This window comes from Streptomyces sp. NPDC107500, from assembly GCF_055582785.1.
In genome coordinates this window covers 705,927-721,096 of sequence record NZ_JBVJPF010000002.1, presented here as the reverse complement: position 1 = coordinate 721,096, position 15,170 = coordinate 705,927, and the positions used below count along the sequence as shown (strand labels likewise).

The window sequence follows — 15,170 nt, the reverse complement described above, 5'->3', positions numbered from 1 at the left end:
GTCCACCGTCGCGCGCCCGTACAAACCGGCCGTACGGCCCTGCGCACTGTCTCAGTGTGACCACGGAGCGTGACCCTCGTCACGTGAACACCGAAACTCAACCCCCGTCCCCCCGTGAGCGCTTCTACCGCCGGGAGCGCCGGTCCGTCCCCGCCGCGAGGGCGTTCGCGAGGGAGACCCTCGCCGCGTGGGGTGTGCGCGGGCGCGTGGACGACGTGCTGCTGTGCGTCAGCGAACTGGCCACCAACGCCCTGGTGCACGGCGTGCCACCCGGGCGCGGCTTCCTGCTGAGGCTGGTGCCCTGCGGAGACGGCGTGCGCGTGGAGGTCCACGACAGCGGGGACGGTGTACCGGCGGTGCCGCAGGCGGACGTCCGGGAGCCCGGGGAGGGCGGGCGCGGGCTGCTGCTCGTGTCGGAGCTGGCGGACAAGTGGGGCGTGGGGGAGCGGAAACCCGGCAAGGTGGTGTGGTTCGAGGTGGGAGGCGTGTAGGCGGGTCAGGCGGCCTGGTCCCAGTCCTCTGCGGGCAGGTCGTCGTGATCGTCGCAGGGCGGCCGGCCCGCACCCTTCTCGCGCAGACGCAGGAGGCCCCAGGCGAGCGCGGCGGCAGGGGTGAGGTACCAGGGCGCGGGCCAGAGGAAGGGCCACCACGCGGCGCCCGGGTGGAAGAGCGCCTCGACGGCGGCGGTGACCATGGCGAGGGCCAGGCTCCAGCACAGCAGCCGCCCGGCCCACTGGGCGGCAGTTCTGCGTCTTCCGGGCGCACTCATGGGACGGGTCCTTTGCAGCAGGGGTGATTGCCGCGGGCTGGGGGACCACGCATGCAGGGCGCGGCAAGTGTGCATGGCGTGAAGGTCGGTTCGCAGCGGCGTTCAGCGCTCAACCATTGCTCCTGGACAACTTTCCAGGGGTGACAGCAGGCCGCGACGAGCGCGAAACCCTTGGTTGCCGGGGCCAGTGGGGAGATTGGGTCAGGTCTGAACCTGGCTGGAATATGACCATGAGGGGCTACTTCTTGCGATGAAGAGTCCACTTCATTCGTTTCTGGCCAGGTTCCCTGAGGAAGTCGACAACGGAACCACAAATTCAACCCCTCGCCTGCCTAGTTGGGCCAGATTTCTGCCGAATTTCCGGCGTGAAGCGGCGGGGCTTATTCCGGCCGGAATGCACATGCATTTCAGGGGGACACCAGGCCGTTTTGTGTGCTTCCTGTGACAGCTTGTGAGTCCGCGGTGACCGTTGGGGCTGCCGTGTCTGTCTTCCTGTGGGGGGAAGTTGATGCACTCGCGTGCCATGCGCATGCCGTTTCGGCGTGCCCGCAGAACGCACAGAACCGCCCTCGTCTCGGCGATCACCACGGCTGCCGTCGTGATCGCGGCGGCACCCGGCCTGGCGGCGACGCCGAAGCCGCGGCTGCCGGAGCCAGAGAGCCCGTGGACGAAGCCGATGAGGTGGAGGCGAAGCCGTCGCCGGAGGTGGCCGCCTGGCGGGCCGCCCAGCAGGCCCGCACCACCGGCGAGCAGCTCGCCAAGGCGTCCACTGCACGCTCGGCAGCCAATGCCGCCTCCGGCTATCTGCCCGAGGGGCAGGGCGAGGTGCCCTGGCACCAGATCACCGACACCCGCCTGAACGACGCCCTGGTGGCGCGGGTGAACCTCTCCAACGGCAACCTGATGCTGGCCGCGACGGACTTCGACATCGCGGGCGTCGGCCGGAAACTCCAGCTGGCCCGCACGTACAACTCCCTGGAAGCCCCGTGGGGCAAGGTGTCGCAGCGCTGGTGGCAGGCCTACGAGCGCTACCTTGAGGTGGGCGACGGTGAGGTGGACGTCTTCGACGCCACCGGCGACCTGCTCCGCTTCACCGCCAAGTCGGACGGCACGTACACGACACCGACCGGCTACTCCAAGGACCTTGAGGAGAACGCGGACGGCACCTATACCCTGACCGACCGCAAGTCCGGCACGAAAGACACCTACAGCGAGCACGGCACCCTGCTGAAGGTGACGGACAAGAGAACAAGGGCACGATCACCGTCGAGCAGCACGACGAGGGCGGCGAGCACAAGGGCTTCAAGCTCACCGAGACCCGCTCGGGCCGCTGGATCGACCTGGTCAAGACGTACCCGAATCAGTGGCAGGCCAAGGACCACACCGGCCGCACCGCCGTCCTCGACCTCGACGGCGCCGGCAACCTCGCCAAGGTCAGCGACACCGCAGGCCAGGCCACCGCCTACGAGTACGACGGCTCCCGCCGCGTGACGAAGGTGACCACCGCCGAAGGCACGGTCACCCTGTTCACCTACGACGGCCACAATCGCGTCCGCTCCATGCAGCGCGCCACTGAGTCGACGTCCGGCGGCCACATCGGCCCGACCTGGCGCTACGACTACACGGCGGCCACCCCCTCGGACGCGGGCACCACGACGGTCACCGACCCCGACGGCGACGCTACGAAGGACGTCCACAACGCGGACGGCGAGGTCACCAAGGTCACCGACCCGCTCGGCCACGCCCGCCACGCCACGTACAAGAACCACCTCACCCAGACGGCGATCGACGCCATGGGCACCGGCGCGGACGGCACGGGCGGCAACACGACCACCTACGGCTGGGACGGCCGCAACAACGCCCTCTCCCAGAAGCTGCCGCTGGGCGCGACGGCGTCGATGACGGCGTATCAGACGGTCGCGGGCACCGACCTGCCGAACGATTTCACGACCGCGGACGGCCGCAAGGACTCCTTCAAGTACGACGCCAACGGCAACACGATGTCGGTGACCACGTCCGGCACCGCGGGCGGCACCCGGGAGTACACGTACAACAACGCCACCCTCGAATGCGGCGGCTTCGAGGGCCAGCGCTGCACAGCGAAGGACGCGGGCGGCAAGGTCACCTCGTTCACGTACGACGACCAGGGCAACCTGCGCAAGGTCAAGCCACCGACGCCGCTGGGCGAGACGACGTACACGTACGACGCGCTGGGCCGCGTGGAGACGGTCAAGGACGGTCGGAACATCACCACCGTCTACACCTACGACAACCGCGACCGCGTCCGCGAGGTGTCCTCCACCAACTCCACCGTCACCTACACCTACGACGGTGACGGCAACGTGAAGACCCGCACCGACGCCTCGGGCACCACCACCTGGAAGTACGACAAGCTCAACCGTGAGTGGGTCCGTACCCTGCAGAACGGCGCCCAGACGGCCCTGGCCTACACCCCGCCGGGCACCGCACGCCTCGTAGGATCGGCGCATGGTGGCCTTTGTACCGTCGTTCGTCTGCTTCTTCCTGTTCTGTGCCGGTGTGGTTCGAGATCGCCGCCGAGTGAGCAATGCGGTTCTGCTGGGCCTGTCCGCCGTCTTCGCGGTGCTCGCGCTCTTGCTGCATGTGGCCTCCGAGCGAACCCAGTTGGGCCGCGATCTGGCCGTCGTGCTGCTGACCCTCGCGGGCGTGGGAGTCGTCACGCTGGCGTGGTTCCTCATCGCCAACGGGATCACCATGGTGCGCAAGGAGGGCAGAAGTCCGGCGAACCTGCTGTCCCTGGGGGCGGGCATCGCCCTGATCGCCCTGCTCGCGCTGCTGATCACCGCGCTGGTGCTGCACACGCACACGCTTGTGGTCGTGGCGGCGACGGCGGTGGCGCTCGCCGGCTACGTCGCCTTCCTGTTCCTCTGTTTCCTCGTTTACGGGGGCCTTTACGGACGTCTGCGCATCCGGCGCCGGGCGGACTACGTGGTGGTCCTGGGCTCAGGCCTGAGCGGCGGCACCACCGTGCCCCCGCTGCTGGCCGGTCGCCTCGACCGGGCCCGGAAGGAGCACGCCAGGCTGTCCCGGAAGGGCCGGCGCCCGGTTCTGATCACCTCGGGAGGACAGGGGCCCGACGAGAAGCTGCCCGAGTCCCACGCGATGGCCGACTACCTGGTCACCCAGGGTGTCCCCGCCGACCTGATCGAACGCGAGGACCGCTCGACGACCACGGACGAGAATCTGACGTTCAGCAAAGCCCTGATGGAGCGGGCGAATCCGGATTACCGCTGCGTGATCGTCACGAACAACTACCACGTCTTCCGCGCCGCGATCACCGCCCGCCGCACCGGCGTCCGGGGTCACGTGATCGGGGCGCCGACAGCCGCGTACTTCTGGCCGAGCGCCATGATCCGCGAGTTCGTGGCCCTCTTGGTCGCCTACCGCCGCACCAACGCCGCACTCTTCCTGCTCGTCCTGCTGAGCGGCCTGTTCATCTGGTGGCTGGGGTGGCCGTCACCGGGGGCCGTCATGTAGAAGCCGAGGATCCTCAGCGGCCCAACCGCCCGGCATCAGTAACCCGCCCAGGTGCAACACGCCGTTTGCCCGCGGGCCGCGGCGGCGGTGGACGGGTGCGCGGAGCCTGTCACCTCCGATACCGCTGCGCCACTGCCGTGAAGGCGGCCTTGGGTTCCCACTGCATGTCGGGGTAGGTCTGTCCCGTGCGCCCTTCGAGGAGTTTGACGATGCCCAGGCCGGCCCGGTCCAAGTCGTCCCTGGGGTCGCCGTCGGGGCGGTGCGGATAGCCGGGCAAGGCGAACAGGAACACGAACGCGCTGTCCACGCCCTCGGTCTCGAAGATCTCCAGCAGTTCGCTCAGATACGCGGCCTGGCCGGCCTCGTCACGCTCGTACATGCCGTTCAGCCGTACAGGGGCCTTGGTCTGCGGGTCGTGCTCGACCACTTCCAGCACTCGCCCGCCGCGGTCTCCTGCGCCGCGGTAGGCCGCGGTGCCGAACCCGGTGACGGCGAGTGGCTTCGGGTCCTGGGCCAGGGTGCGCACCGCGCCCCGGAACCTGTCGGCGACCTCGGCGGAGCGGATCAGCTCGAACGTCACGAAGTCGAAGGGAGCCCAGTCGACCTGCTCGAACTGGATGGCCGCGTAGGTGAGCCTGCCCCGGAAGCGCTTGCGGACCGCGGCCGCGGCGTCGCGGAGGAACGCGTTGACGCGTACGCCGAGTTCGCGCATCGCCTCGGCCCGCCGCTCGGGTTGGCCCATCAGCTGCTCGACCCGCTCCTCGGGGCTGTCACCGGGCAGGAACCCGCGGTTCATCACGCTCAGCTCGACCCCTGCGACGAACACGACTGCGGCCCCCTGCTGCCGGAGCCGTTCCGCTCGCTCGGCGCAGTCGCGGAAGAGCGTGAGGATCGGCTCCGGATCCAACTCCAGCGGATAGGGCGAGAACCAGACCTCCAGGCCGAGTTCGGCGGCGGCACCGGCGGCCAGCTCCAGTCGGTCCGGGTCGCCGCCGATGATCTGGACCGCATTGCAGTGCAGGTCGTCACGGATGATGGCGAGCTCGCGCCGGACCACCGCACGGTCGAAGTGCTCGCGGGACACCTGGCCGTGCACGACCAATCCGGTGTCGTAGGTCATTCCTCTTGCTCGCATGGTGACGTCCCCTCCGTCGGTCTCGGGCGGGTTGAGGCTGACAGGAAAAGTGCGCGCACGCAAGTTTACGCACGCGCAACTTTGCGCGTGCGCAGCGTTGTGTGGAACGCTGCCGTCGTGACGACACCACCACGAGGGCTGCGGGAGCGGAAGAAGCAGGCCACGCGCAAGGCGCTGCGTGAGGCGGCGCTGCGTCTGGCCGTGGAGCGCGGACCCGACCAGGTGCGGGTCGAGGACATTGCCGAGGCGGCCGGGGTCTCGCCGCGCACCTACAACAACTACTTCGCCAGCCGCGAGCAGGCGATCGTCTCCGCTGTTACCGCGGACCGGGAGGCGCGCATCGCGGCGGCGGTCGCGGCCCGGCCCGGAGGCGTGCGCCTGGCCGATGCCGTCACCGAAGCAGTGGTCGAGCAGTACACGAACACCGGCGAGCGTGAACACAAGGTGCTGCTGCTGATCACCACCCAGACCGCGCTGCGCGACGCGTTCCTCGATAGCGCCGCCGGCATCGAGACCCCTCTCGCGGCAGTGATCGGCGAACGCCTGGACGACGCCGGGGCGCACACGGCCCGCGTCCTCGCGGCAGGCGTGGCCGCGGCCGTTCGCATCGCGCTGGAAGGCTGGCTCCGGCCGGCCGGGAACGCGGAGGGCGCCGAGAGTCTCTCCGCCGGAGGACTGGTGGTGCCCTCCGGCTCGCTGCCCGACCAACTCCGCGCGGCGCTGGCCCCGCTCGCGCCCGCGTTCGACGCCGCCGAGCAGCACGCCCGGCCGTGAACCCGACCAACTGGGGCATCTGCTGAACAATCAGTAGATCGCAGGCTCCTGGTCCAGCCCACCGAGGTGGAGGAGTTCCTGGAGATCGCCAAGCTTCGCGGGTGACAGGACGCCCGCCTGCTCGACCAGATCTTTCCGGCGCAAGGTGACCAGCCACGTGCAAGGGATGAGACCGGGGCGGGGGAGTGCGACTCGCAGAACGCCTTCCATGGGCAATCCCTCGGAGGCACCTACCGCCAGCTCGGCGGCCACCTTGCCGAGTCCCGTGCCGGCGGGGGCGACGACCTGCATCGCCCGGAACTCGGACCCTTCTCGTGAGAGCAGTACGACCGGTCGCCGTTCGTCGATATCCGCCCACCAGACTTCGCCACGCTGCACAGGTCCTCCTGACACAAAGCGGTGGATGACTGCGGCCCCTGCGCGTCAGTCAAAGGTGCCGCAGGAACTCACCGTCCGCCTGGGCGGCATCCCTGTTATCGTGCGCCGATGCCAACGATCAGACAGGTTCAAGTGACCTTCGACTGCGCGGAACCCGCGCGCCTCGCTGCCTTCTGGTGCGAGGTGCTGGGCTACGTCGTGCCGCCGGTCCCGGAGGGCTTTGCCACGTGGGAGGAGTACCACCACTCGCTGCCGCCCGAGGAGGAGCTCTACTTCGCGTGCGCCGATCCCTCGGGTGTGGGCCCCCGCCTGCTCTTCCAGCGGGTTCCCGAAGGCAAGGTCGTCAAGAACCGGGTGCATCTCGATGTGCGGGCCGGCATCGGGCTCGTGGGTGACGAGCGCCTTGCCACACTCGAGGCCGAATGCGCACGGCTGATGGCGCTCGGCGCGACACATGTGCTGACCCAGCGCGCCGACGGCGTCAACGAGTCCTGCATCACGATGCAGGACATCGAGGGCAACGAGTTCTGCCTCGACTGACATCCGAAGAACGGCGTCCCGCGCCGGAACCGTCCGCCCGGTCTCGCCGCGGCTTGCCTCAGGCCGGCTCTTCGGTGGCGTGCGAGTCGGTCAGGGTGAGCGCGCCGCCCAGCGCGATCACGCCGACGAGCACGGCAAGCACGCCGTAGGTGATGCGCTCGCCGTGGAAGAAGGACCGCACGAGGCCGCTGTCCCAGGCGCCCGCGGGCAGCCGGGTGGTGACCAGTACGGCGACCAGGGTGCCGACGACGGCGGTGCCGACGCTGGTGCCGACCTCTTGGGCGGTGTCGTTGAGCGCGGTGCCGATCGAGGTGCGGTTGGCGGGCATCGCCTCGACCAGGGCGATGGCGCAGATGGTCATGACCGTGCGCAGCCCGACGGTCATCACGACCATGCACAGGGCGATGGCGGCGTACCCGTGGTCGACGCCCCACGCGAGGCCGGCCAGCGCCACGGTCAGGCAGGCCGCGCCGATCAGGCAGGCGACGCGGTGGCCGAACCTCTTGGCGAGCCACTCCGAGAGCGGGGTCGCCGCGATCATCGTCACGATGAGCGGCAGGTTCGCCAGGCCGGCCCGCACGGGGCTCCATCCGTAGGCGTACTGGAAGTGCAGGATGAGCCCGAACATCACGCCGGCCATCGCGACGGACGTGCCGATCTGGGCGAGGGCGGCGCCGCGGACGGTGCCGTTGGAGAAGATCTTGAGGTCCAGCATGGGGGCCTTGCTGTGGCGCTCGTGCCACACGAACGCGATGCCCGCGGCCGCGGCTCCCAGGACCGAGGCGAGCGTGGCGACGGAGCGCCAACCGTGCTCGACGCCGCTGGTCAGGGCGTAGCAGGCGAGGCCGATGGTGAGCACGCTCAGGGCGGCGCCCGGCAGGTCGAGCCTGTCGTGGGTGAGGTCCTCGCGCCGGTCGGGCGCGACGCCGAGCCGCACACCGATGGCCGCGATCAGGGCAATCGGCGCGTTGATCAGCAGCAGCCACTGCCAGCTCACGTGAGCGAGCGCGGTGCCGCCGAGCAGCGGGCCGAGGATGAACCCGGACATGCCGACGACGATCATCAGCGTCATCGCGCGCATCCGCAGCGCCTGGTCGTCGAAGAGGCGGAAGACGAGCGAGTTGGTGATGGGGGCCATGGCGGCGGCGGCGACGCCGAGCCCGGCGCGCAGCGCGATCAGCTGACCGGTGGAGTCGACGGCGGCCACGGACAGGCTCATCACGCCGAAGACGGCGAGGCCGACGAGCAGGACGCGCCGGCGTCCGAGGCGGTCGGCCATCGACCCCGCCGTGAGCAGCAGGCCGCCGAACGTCAGTGAGTACGCGCCGGTGACCCATTGCAGGGCGGTCGTGCTGCCGCCGAGGTCGCGGCCGATGGTGGGCAGTGCGATCGAGAGCAGGGTGTTGTCGACCATCTCGACGAAGAAGGCCAGGCAGAGCGCGGCCAACGGGATCCACGCCGCCCGCAGTGATCCGTAGGTCCGGGTGGGGAAGGGCTCGGTTTCGGTGGTGGTGGCACTCATGACCGGCCTCCTTTCTGCACGCTGAACACCGCCAACAATGGAACGGTGTTCGTTCATAGAACATTGTTCGTTGGGCACCATAGAACGATGTTCAATAGAGAAGCAAGCCGTGCCGGCGGCCTGTGCTTGGATGGATGGATGACACCGCCGCCCACACGTGCACGCTCCGCCACCGAGAGGCCCGCCCGCGGGCGCCGACGCGCTTCGCACTCCATGGAGGCCGTCCTCGACGCGGCCGTGGCCCTCCTCGACGAGGCCGGCGGTCCCGCGCTGACGTTCCGCGCCCTCGCCGCCCGGCTCGGCACCGGTGTCGGCACGATCTACTGGTACGTCCAGAACAAGGACGAGCTTCTCGACCGCGCCACCGACCACGCGATCAGTGGGGTCCTGGCCGCCGTGGAGGAGCACCCCGACAGCGACGACCCCATCGCCGACCTCCGGGCGATGGCCGTCACCCTGTTCGACGCGATCGTGGACCGGCCGTGGCTTTCCGCGTACTTCATGCGCAACACCGACGTACAGGGCAACTCCCTGCGGCTGTACGAGCTGCTCGGCCGGCAGACCCTGCGCCTCGACCTCACGTCGCGGCAGCGGTTCCACGCCGTCTCGGCGATCACGGGCGTCGTCGTCGGCACGGCTGCCGACCTGGGCGCGGAGATCCCTCAGGAGCTGCTCGACGGCGAGGTGGACCGCGAGGAGTACCTCGGCCGTTTCGCCGAGACGTGGCGGTCGCTCGACGCCGAGGAGTTCCCGTTCGTACGGCACATCGCCGACGAGTTCGCGGGTCACGACGACCGGGACCAGTTCCTCGCCGCGCTGGACCTCACGCTGGCGGGCCTGCGCCTACAGGCCGGCGCCTGACCCCGGCACGACGGCCGGCGCCTTCGCCCCGCCGCGGATCACCGCGTCGCTGTGGGCGCGGGCCGGCTCCGGCCGGATCGGCTGCGGTTGGTGGCACCGGGCCCTGGCGAGGTCCCTACGTTTTCGCCGTCGACCGAGGGGCAACCGGTAAGCAGAGCCTGACAGGAGCGCTCGGCTCCTGACGCAAGACAGCAAGATCCCGCTTGGAGGTCCGACATGCTGAAGGCCATTGCAGACGTTCTGCGATCCGTTGGCGGAGCGATTGCCACGGTCGTCACACTTCCCTTCCGTGCCCTTGCACGGCTCTTCGGGGGCGCGTCCGCGAGTGCTCACGGACGCCACTGACTTCTCCGCGTGGCGATTGCGGAGGGGCGGTACGGCCATGGCCGTACCGCCCCTCCGTGCCTGTGGCCCGCTATTGCTCCGCCGTACTCAGGACATCGCCCCTCCCGGTGAACCGGACGGGGCGATGCGCCGAGGCGGCGGACGGGCCGCCGGATTGCGCAGGACTCAGATGATGCTCACGCCGTAGGCGCTGAGGGCCTCGGTGACCGGCTGGAAGAACGTCGTGCCGCCGGAGGAGCAGTTGCCGCTGCCGCCGGAGGTCAGGCCGAGCGCGGTGCTGCCGGCGAAGAGCGCGCCACCGCTGTCGCCGGGCTCGGCGCAGACGTTGGTCTGGATCAGACCGCTGACTATGCCGTCCGCACCGTAGTTGACGGTGGCGTTGAGGCCGGTGACGCTGCCGCCGTGCAGACCGGTGGTGCTGCCGCTGCGCTGGACGGACTGGCCGACCGAGGCGTCTCCGGCGCCGGTGATCTCCTGGTAGGAGCCGTTGTAGAGGTAGACGCGACCGTCGGCGGCGGCGCCGTTGGAGTGCCGGATGATGCCGTAGTCGTTGCCGGGGAAGCTGGATCCGGCGGTGGTGCCGATCGACCACGAGCTGCCGATGTTGGTGCAGTGACCGGCGGTCAGCGCGAACTTGGTGCCCGCGCCGTCCTGCACGTTGAAGCCGAGGGAGCAGCGGGCTCCACCCGTTGTGATGGCCTCGCCACCGGCGATGAGCTTGGAGAACTTGCCGGGGGTGTGCTTGATCACGAGAGCGCCGGCGTTCGTACCGGCCTCGCTCCTGATCTCGGCTATCTCGGCCTTGCTGACCGTGCTGTCGACCGTGACGACGACCTTGTCCGACTTGGTGTCGGTGTACCACGCGGTACCGCCGACGTCGGCGGTGCGCACGGCGTCGTGCGTCTGCTTGAGCTCGGTGGCGCTGAACGTCTGAGGGGCCGGCTGGGCCGACGCCGTGGCGGCGGGAACCGCCAGGGCCGCGGCGGCCGCGAGACCGGTCGCCATGGCGATGAGCCGTGCGCGTCTCGGAAGGGCGTGGGGGTGGGAGAGTCGCACTGTGAATCCTCCAGGTTGTGGGGAACCGGGGAGGGGGCGTTGGGTGGACGCCCCATGACACACCATCAGGAACACACGTACCTTTGGTGTGATCCTGACAAGCGCTCTCTTCATCCTGGGCAGGCCGGCGCGTCTGCGCAAGACCCCCGCAACCCCCGTCCCCACGCGAGCGCTTGCGCCGCCGGGGTGGTCTGGTGCGAGGCGAACGGCCAGGAACGGTGGTCAGATCCAGTTGTAGTTGGTGTCGTCCAGGGCCGGCAGCAGCGACTGGGCGGCGTCGACCGGCGCGGTGGGAGCGGCGAGTCCGGCGAGCGGGACCGGCGGGAACAGGGCCTTGTCGGCGGCGTCCCTGTAGTGGCTCCAGGTGAGGCGGCCGACGCCGGCGGTGTCGTCATGCTCGACGGTGCGCAACCGGGTCCGGACGGGGGTCGCGATGTGCACGCGGAAGACGAGGTGGAGTTTGCGGGGTGGGGTGCTGCCGGGGCGGGTGACCATGGCGTCCTGCAACCAGGTCAGCTGTGGGGCGCCGCTCGCTTCCGCGAGGTCCAGGCCCAGTTCCTCGTCGAGTTCGCGTGCGAGGGCACGGGGGATGGGTTCGCCGGGTTCGACGTTGCCGCCCGGCAGGGTGTACTGGTCCTGGCCGTTCTTGGTGCGGTGGATGAGGGCGATCTCGTCGCCGTTGAACAGAGCCGCGGCGACGCGGATCTTGATGCGGTCGAACGGTTCGGTGGACGTCACTGACGCGTCAACCCTTCGGTGATCGGGGTCCGGTGGCTGCCCTGGCGGCCTGTTCGATCTTCGCGCAGTGGGCCGCACGGGCTTCCTCGTCGATCCGCTGCTCGTGCTCGGCACGCATCCCGGTCCGGCCGTCGAGGCCCTCGCGCAGGATGTCGGCGTGCCCCGCATGCCGGTTGGTCTCGCCGAGGACGTGGATCAGGATGGCGAACAGGTTCGTGTTGGGAGAGGGCTCCCGCCACCACGGCACGTGGCCGGGGGCGTCGAGGGGAAGTTCGCTGATCGTCGCGTCCGAGTGTTCCCACGTGCGCCGGTAGAACCCGATGATCTGGTCGCGGGTCTCGCCCTCGGCCGCCCACTGATCGCCGCCGTCGTGGTCCTGCCACCGGGGCAGCGGTTCCGGGGAGGGGCGGTCGAAGACCTCGCCGAAGTAGCGGGCCTCGACGTTGGCCACGTGTTTGACCAGGCCGAGGAGGTTGGTCCCGGTCACCGTCAAAGGCCTGCGTGCGTCGTACTCGGACAAGCCGTCGAGCTTCCAGAGCAGCGCCTCGCGGTCCCGGCGCAGTCTGCCGTGCAGGGTGCGTTTCGCGAATTCATCGATCATGCGCCACGAGCCTGCCATGGGTGGCTGCTCGTGGCGTCACCGAGTGCTACGTTCCACGCCCCGTGGCCCTCAGCACCTCCGCGAGGCCCTCCCGGAGGTCCTTGACGAAGTACTCCGGCACTTCCAGCGACGGGAAGTGACCCCCGGTTTCGGGTGCGCTCCAGCGGACGATCTGCCGGTACCGCTCCTGGGCCCAGGGGCGCGGGCACTTCTCGATGTCCCGGGGGTACATGCTGATCGCCGACGGGACGTCGACCCGGAGTTCGGGGTCCAGTGAGTTGTGGCTCTCGTAGTAGATGCGGGCCGCCGACGCGCCCGTGCGTGTCAGCCAGTAGAGGGTCACGTTGTCGAGGATGCGGTCCTTGGAGATCCTCTCGAAGGGGCTGTCCTCCGTGTCCGACCACTCGGCGAACTTGTCCAGGATCCAGGCGAGAAGCCCGACCGGTGAGTCCACCAGGGAGTAGCCGATGGTCTGGGGCCGGGTCGCCTGCTGCTTCGCGTACGCCGCGCGGTGGCGCCAGAAGTGGGCTGTTCCCTCGGCCCACCCGCGTTCGACCGCCGTCAGGCCGTCCGTGGTCAGACCGGGGGGCGCCTGCGCGAACGTGCTGTGGATGCCGAGGACGTGCGCCGGGAACCTGCCGCCGAGCACCGTGGTGATGTTGCCGCCCCAGTCGCCGCCGTGGGCCGCGAACTCGCCGTAGCCGAGCCTTCCCATCAACTCCACCCACGCGGCCGCGATCTTCTCGGTCCCCCACCCGGTGGCGGCCGGTTTGCCGCTGTAGCCGAAGCCCGGCAGCGACGGGGCGACGACGTGGAACGCCGGCGCGTCGGCGTCCTTCGGATCCGCCAGGTCGTCCACCACGTCGATGAACTCGGCGACGCTGCCCGGCCAGCCGTGCGTCATGAGCAGGGGAGTGGCGTCCGCGCGGGCCGAGCGGCGGTGCAGGAAGTGGATGTCCAGGTCCTCGACGGTCGTGCGGAACTGGCCGACGCGGTTGAGGCGCTCTTCGAACGACCGCCAGTCGTACCCGGTGCGCCAGTAGTCCACGACGTCGACGAGGTCGGCGAGCGGCACGCCCTGGTCCCATCGGCCAGGGCCGGGCGCGGCGCCCCGGACCGTCTCGGCCTCCGGCAGCCGCGCCGCGGCCAGTCGCGCGCGCAGATCGTCGAGTTCGGCGTCCGTCGCGTGGGCTTCGAACGCTCGCACGTCGCTGTCTGGACGGGACATGAGACCTCCTGGCCATCGCGGAACCGGCTAAGACGGTTCTAGCAGCCCCGCGAGCCACCCCGCAACCGGCTAAGGTGGTTCCATGCCTGCTGCGTTCCCTGACTTCCGCCTCGGCAAGGTGCTGGCCACCAGCTTCACGGGGACCCTGTCGGAGCGTCACGGCGACGCCGTGGAGCGCATCCCCACGCCGCAGCGACTCGTCGACTGGCTGGCGGTGTACGACCTCGCCGTGGACTCCTGCACCGCCGCCCAGCTCGACCTCGCCCGGGAACTGAGGGAGTCGATCCACGCCGCCGCGACGGCGGCCGCGGTCCAGGACGCGCTCCCCGCGTCCGCCGTCCACGTCATCAACGACCGCAGCGCTCAGGGCCGGGCCGCGGCGGTCCTCACGCCCGAGGGTGTGCGGCGATGGCGGCTCAGCCCGGAATCCCGCGTGGAGGACGCCCTCAGCGTGATCGCCGCCGACGCGATCAGCGTCATCGCGGGCGAACGGGACGGAAAACTGGCCCTGTGCGCCTCACCCACCTGCCGTGCCGCCTTCTTCGACACCAGCCAGAGCCGCACCCGCAAGTGGTGTGACATGAACACGTGCGGGAATCGGCAGAAGAAGGCGCGCTTCCATGCCAACCAGCGGAAGAGCGCCGGGTCGGCGGAGTGACCCGGGCGCCTCTCCTCACCCCCGTCCCGGCGCCGACGCGATCGACCTGATCGTGTCCGGGCCCACCCGGCAGCAGCCGCCGACCAGCCGGGCACCGGACGCACGCCAGGCCCGTACCCGCTCCGGGGTGAACGAGGAACGCCCCCGCCAGGACCGGGCCACCGCGTCCCAGGTCTCCCCGCTGTTGGGGTAGGCCACGACCGGTTTGCCGGTGACCCGGGCGGCGGTCTCGACGGCGCCCGGCACGTCCTCGGGGGCGCAGCAGTTGACGCCGACCGCGATCACCTCGCCCGCGTCGGCGGCCAGGGCGAACGCCTCCTCCAGCGGCTGCCCGGCCCGGGTGCGGCCGCCCGTGACCGTGTACGACAGCCAGGCGGGGACGCCCAGTCCGCGCACCGCCCGCAGCAGCGCCACCGCCTCGTCGGCGTCGGGGACCGTCTCCAGCGCGAGGACGTCGGGCCGGGCGGCGGCCAGTACCTCGAGCCGGGGCCGGTGGAAGCGCTCCAGAGCCTCCGGGGTGAGTCCGTACCGGCCGCGGTACTCCGAGCCGTCCGCGAGCATCGCGCCGTACGGGCCGACGGAGGCCGCCACCCACAGCGGGCGGTCCGCGCGGGCCCGGCGAGCGGCCTCCCTGGCCAAGCCGACGCTGAGGGCGATCAGTTCGGCCGAGCGCCCGGGACCGAAGCCCCGCCGGGCGAAGGCCTCGAAGGTGGCCTGGTAGCCGGCCGTGATCGCCACGTCGGCGCCCGCCTCGTAGTACGCGAGGTGCGCCTCGGTGATCGCATCGGGCGCCTCGGCGAGCAGCCGCGCCGACCACAGCTCGTCGCTCAGATCGTGGCCGGCGGCCTCCAGCTGGTTGGACATCCCGCCGTCGAGCACGAGCGGGCGGCCGGAGGCGAGGGCGGCGGCGAAATCGCTGGTCATGGCACGAGGCTATGCCCGGTCCTGCGGCGGGCCCGGCGTCTTGTCCCCCGTGCGAGCTACGGCCAGGTGTCCACCCCGAGGTGACGATCTCCCGGCGCCGGATCCGTAGCGTCCTGATCGGCCCG

18 protein-coding genes are annotated in these 15,170 nt (G+C 70.3%); 8 read left to right on the top strand and 10 right to left on the bottom strand.

Going from position 1 to position 15,170, the window contains the following annotated elements; genetic code table 11:
• The first annotated feature begins 83 nt into the window (after positions 1–83).
• The gene (locus ACZ67M_RS09300; protein WP_392012183.1) at positions 84–491 is read left to right on the top strand and encodes an ATP-binding protein; all 408 of its coding nucleotides are present in this window, start codon (positions 84–86) and stop codon (positions 489–491) included.
• Between the two features lie 5 nt (positions 492–496).
• On the opposite strand, the gene ACZ67M_RS09295 is transcribed toward ACZ67M_RS09300, so the two are convergent.
• Positions 497–769 (bottom strand): hypothetical protein, encoded by a 273-nt coding sequence (locus tag ACZ67M_RS09295; RefSeq protein ID WP_469850262.1) that lies wholly within the window; start codon positions 767–769, stop codon positions 497–499.
• A gap of 663 nt (positions 770–1,432) precedes the next feature.
• Between ACZ67M_RS09295 and ACZ67M_RS09290 the strand changes: the two genes are divergently transcribed.
• On the top strand, positions 1,433–2,260 hold the full coding sequence (locus ACZ67M_RS09290) for a DUF6531 domain-containing protein (protein WP_469850260.1): 828 nt from the start codon (positions 1,433–1,435) through the stop codon (positions 2,258–2,260).
• A gap of 418 nt (positions 2,261–2,678) precedes the next feature.
• Here ACZ67M_RS09290 and ACZ67M_RS09285 read toward each other — a convergent pair whose 3' ends face one another.
• The gene (locus ACZ67M_RS09285) at positions 2,679–3,002 is read right to left on the bottom strand and encodes a hypothetical protein (protein WP_469850258.1); all 324 of its coding nucleotides are present in this window, start codon (positions 3,000–3,002) and stop codon (positions 2,679–2,681) included.
• Positions 3,003–3,256: 254 nt separating this feature from the next.
• Here ACZ67M_RS09285 and ACZ67M_RS09280 point away from each other — a divergent pair, with 254 nt between their 5' ends.
• Entirely contained in the window at positions 3,257–4,285 is a 1,029-nt protein-coding gene (locus ACZ67M_RS09280; RefSeq protein ID WP_469850256.1) for a YdcF family protein, read from the top strand.
• Between the two features lie 109 nt (positions 4,286–4,394).
• Here the strand turns inward: ACZ67M_RS09280 and ACZ67M_RS09275 are convergent, their stop codons facing one another.
• Complete coding sequence (locus tag ACZ67M_RS09275) at positions 4,395–5,405, bottom strand: hypothetical protein (RefSeq protein ID WP_469850700.1); 1,011 nt, start codon at positions 5,403–5,405, stop codon at positions 4,395–4,397.
• Between the two features lie 132 nt (positions 5,406–5,537).
• On the opposite strand from ACZ67M_RS09275, the gene ACZ67M_RS09270 reads away from it, so the two are divergent.
• Positions 5,538–6,194: a TetR/AcrR family transcriptional regulator gene (locus ACZ67M_RS09270; protein ID WP_392236027.1), complete on the top strand. Its 657-nt coding sequence runs from the start codon at positions 5,538–5,540 to the stop codon at positions 6,192–6,194.
• A 30-nt stretch (positions 6,195–6,224) separates the two neighbouring features.
• Here ACZ67M_RS09270 and ACZ67M_RS09265 read toward each other — a convergent pair whose 3' ends face one another.
• Positions 6,225–6,572 (bottom strand): type II toxin-antitoxin system PemK/MazF family toxin, encoded by a 348-nt coding sequence (locus ACZ67M_RS09265; RefSeq protein ID WP_392012162.1) that lies wholly within the window; start codon positions 6,570–6,572, stop codon positions 6,225–6,227.
• A gap of 108 nt (positions 6,573–6,680) precedes the next feature.
• Here ACZ67M_RS09265 and ACZ67M_RS09260 point away from each other — a divergent pair, with 108 nt between their 5' ends.
• Entirely contained in the window at positions 6,681–7,112 is a 432-nt protein-coding gene (locus ACZ67M_RS09260) for a VOC family protein (protein ID WP_386934952.1), read from the top strand.
• A gap of 58 nt (positions 7,113–7,170) precedes the next feature.
• Here the strand turns inward: ACZ67M_RS09260 and ACZ67M_RS09255 are convergent, their stop codons facing one another.
• Complete coding sequence (locus ACZ67M_RS09255) at positions 7,171–8,634, bottom strand: MFS transporter (protein ID WP_469850253.1); 1,464 nt, start codon at positions 8,632–8,634, stop codon at positions 7,171–7,173.
• A gap of 213 nt (positions 8,635–8,847) precedes the next feature.
• Here ACZ67M_RS09255 and ACZ67M_RS09250 point away from each other — a divergent pair, with 213 nt between their 5' ends.
• Positions 8,848–9,495: a TetR/AcrR family transcriptional regulator gene (locus ACZ67M_RS09250; RefSeq protein ID WP_382813048.1), complete on the top strand. Its 648-nt coding sequence runs from the start codon at positions 8,848–8,850 to the stop codon at positions 9,493–9,495.
• 216 nt (positions 9,496–9,711) lie between these two features.
• Positions 9,712–9,840 carry an LPFR motif small protein gene (locus ACZ67M_RS09245; protein WP_277343310.1) on the top strand — a complete coding sequence of 43 codons (129 nt, stop codon included), beginning with the start codon at positions 9,712–9,714 and terminating at the stop codon, positions 9,838–9,840.
• 165 nt (positions 9,841–10,005) lie between these two features.
• Here the strand turns inward: ACZ67M_RS09245 and ACZ67M_RS09240 are convergent, their stop codons facing one another.
• The 4 genes from ACZ67M_RS09240 to ACZ67M_RS09225 form a co-directional block, all read right to left on the bottom strand.
• Positions 10,006–10,896: a S1 family peptidase gene (locus ACZ67M_RS09240; RefSeq protein WP_469850252.1), complete on the bottom strand. Its 891-nt coding sequence runs from the start codon at positions 10,894–10,896 to the stop codon at positions 10,006–10,008.
• A gap of 222 nt (positions 10,897–11,118) precedes the next feature.
• Positions 11,119–11,634, bottom strand: coding sequence for an NUDIX hydrolase (locus ACZ67M_RS09235; RefSeq protein WP_469850250.1), 516 nt, complete (start codon positions 11,632–11,634; stop codon positions 11,119–11,121).
• Positions 11,635–11,641: 7 nt separating this feature from the next.
• Positions 11,642–12,235, bottom strand: coding sequence for a DinB family protein (locus tag ACZ67M_RS09230; RefSeq protein WP_469850248.1), 594 nt, complete (start codon positions 12,233–12,235; stop codon positions 11,642–11,644).
• A gap of 46 nt (positions 12,236–12,281) precedes the next feature.
• Positions 12,282–13,463 (bottom strand): epoxide hydrolase family protein, encoded by a 1,182-nt coding sequence (locus ACZ67M_RS09225; RefSeq protein ID WP_469850246.1) that lies wholly within the window; start codon positions 13,461–13,463, stop codon positions 12,282–12,284.
• A gap of 82 nt (positions 13,464–13,545) precedes the next feature.
• Here ACZ67M_RS09225 and ACZ67M_RS09220 point away from each other — a divergent pair, with 82 nt between their 5' ends.
• The gene (locus tag ACZ67M_RS09220) at positions 13,546–14,121 is read left to right on the top strand and encodes a CGNR zinc finger domain-containing protein (RefSeq protein WP_392012144.1); all 576 of its coding nucleotides are present in this window, start codon (positions 13,546–13,548) and stop codon (positions 14,119–14,121) included.
• 15 nt (positions 14,122–14,136) lie between these two features.
• Here the strand turns inward: ACZ67M_RS09220 and mmuM are convergent, their stop codons facing one another.
• On the bottom strand, positions 14,137–15,045 hold the full coding sequence (gene mmuM, locus ACZ67M_RS09215) for a homocysteine S-methyltransferase (protein ID WP_469850244.1): 909 nt from the start codon (positions 15,043–15,045) through the stop codon (positions 14,137–14,139).
• Positions 15,046–15,170: the final 125 nt, after the last annotated feature.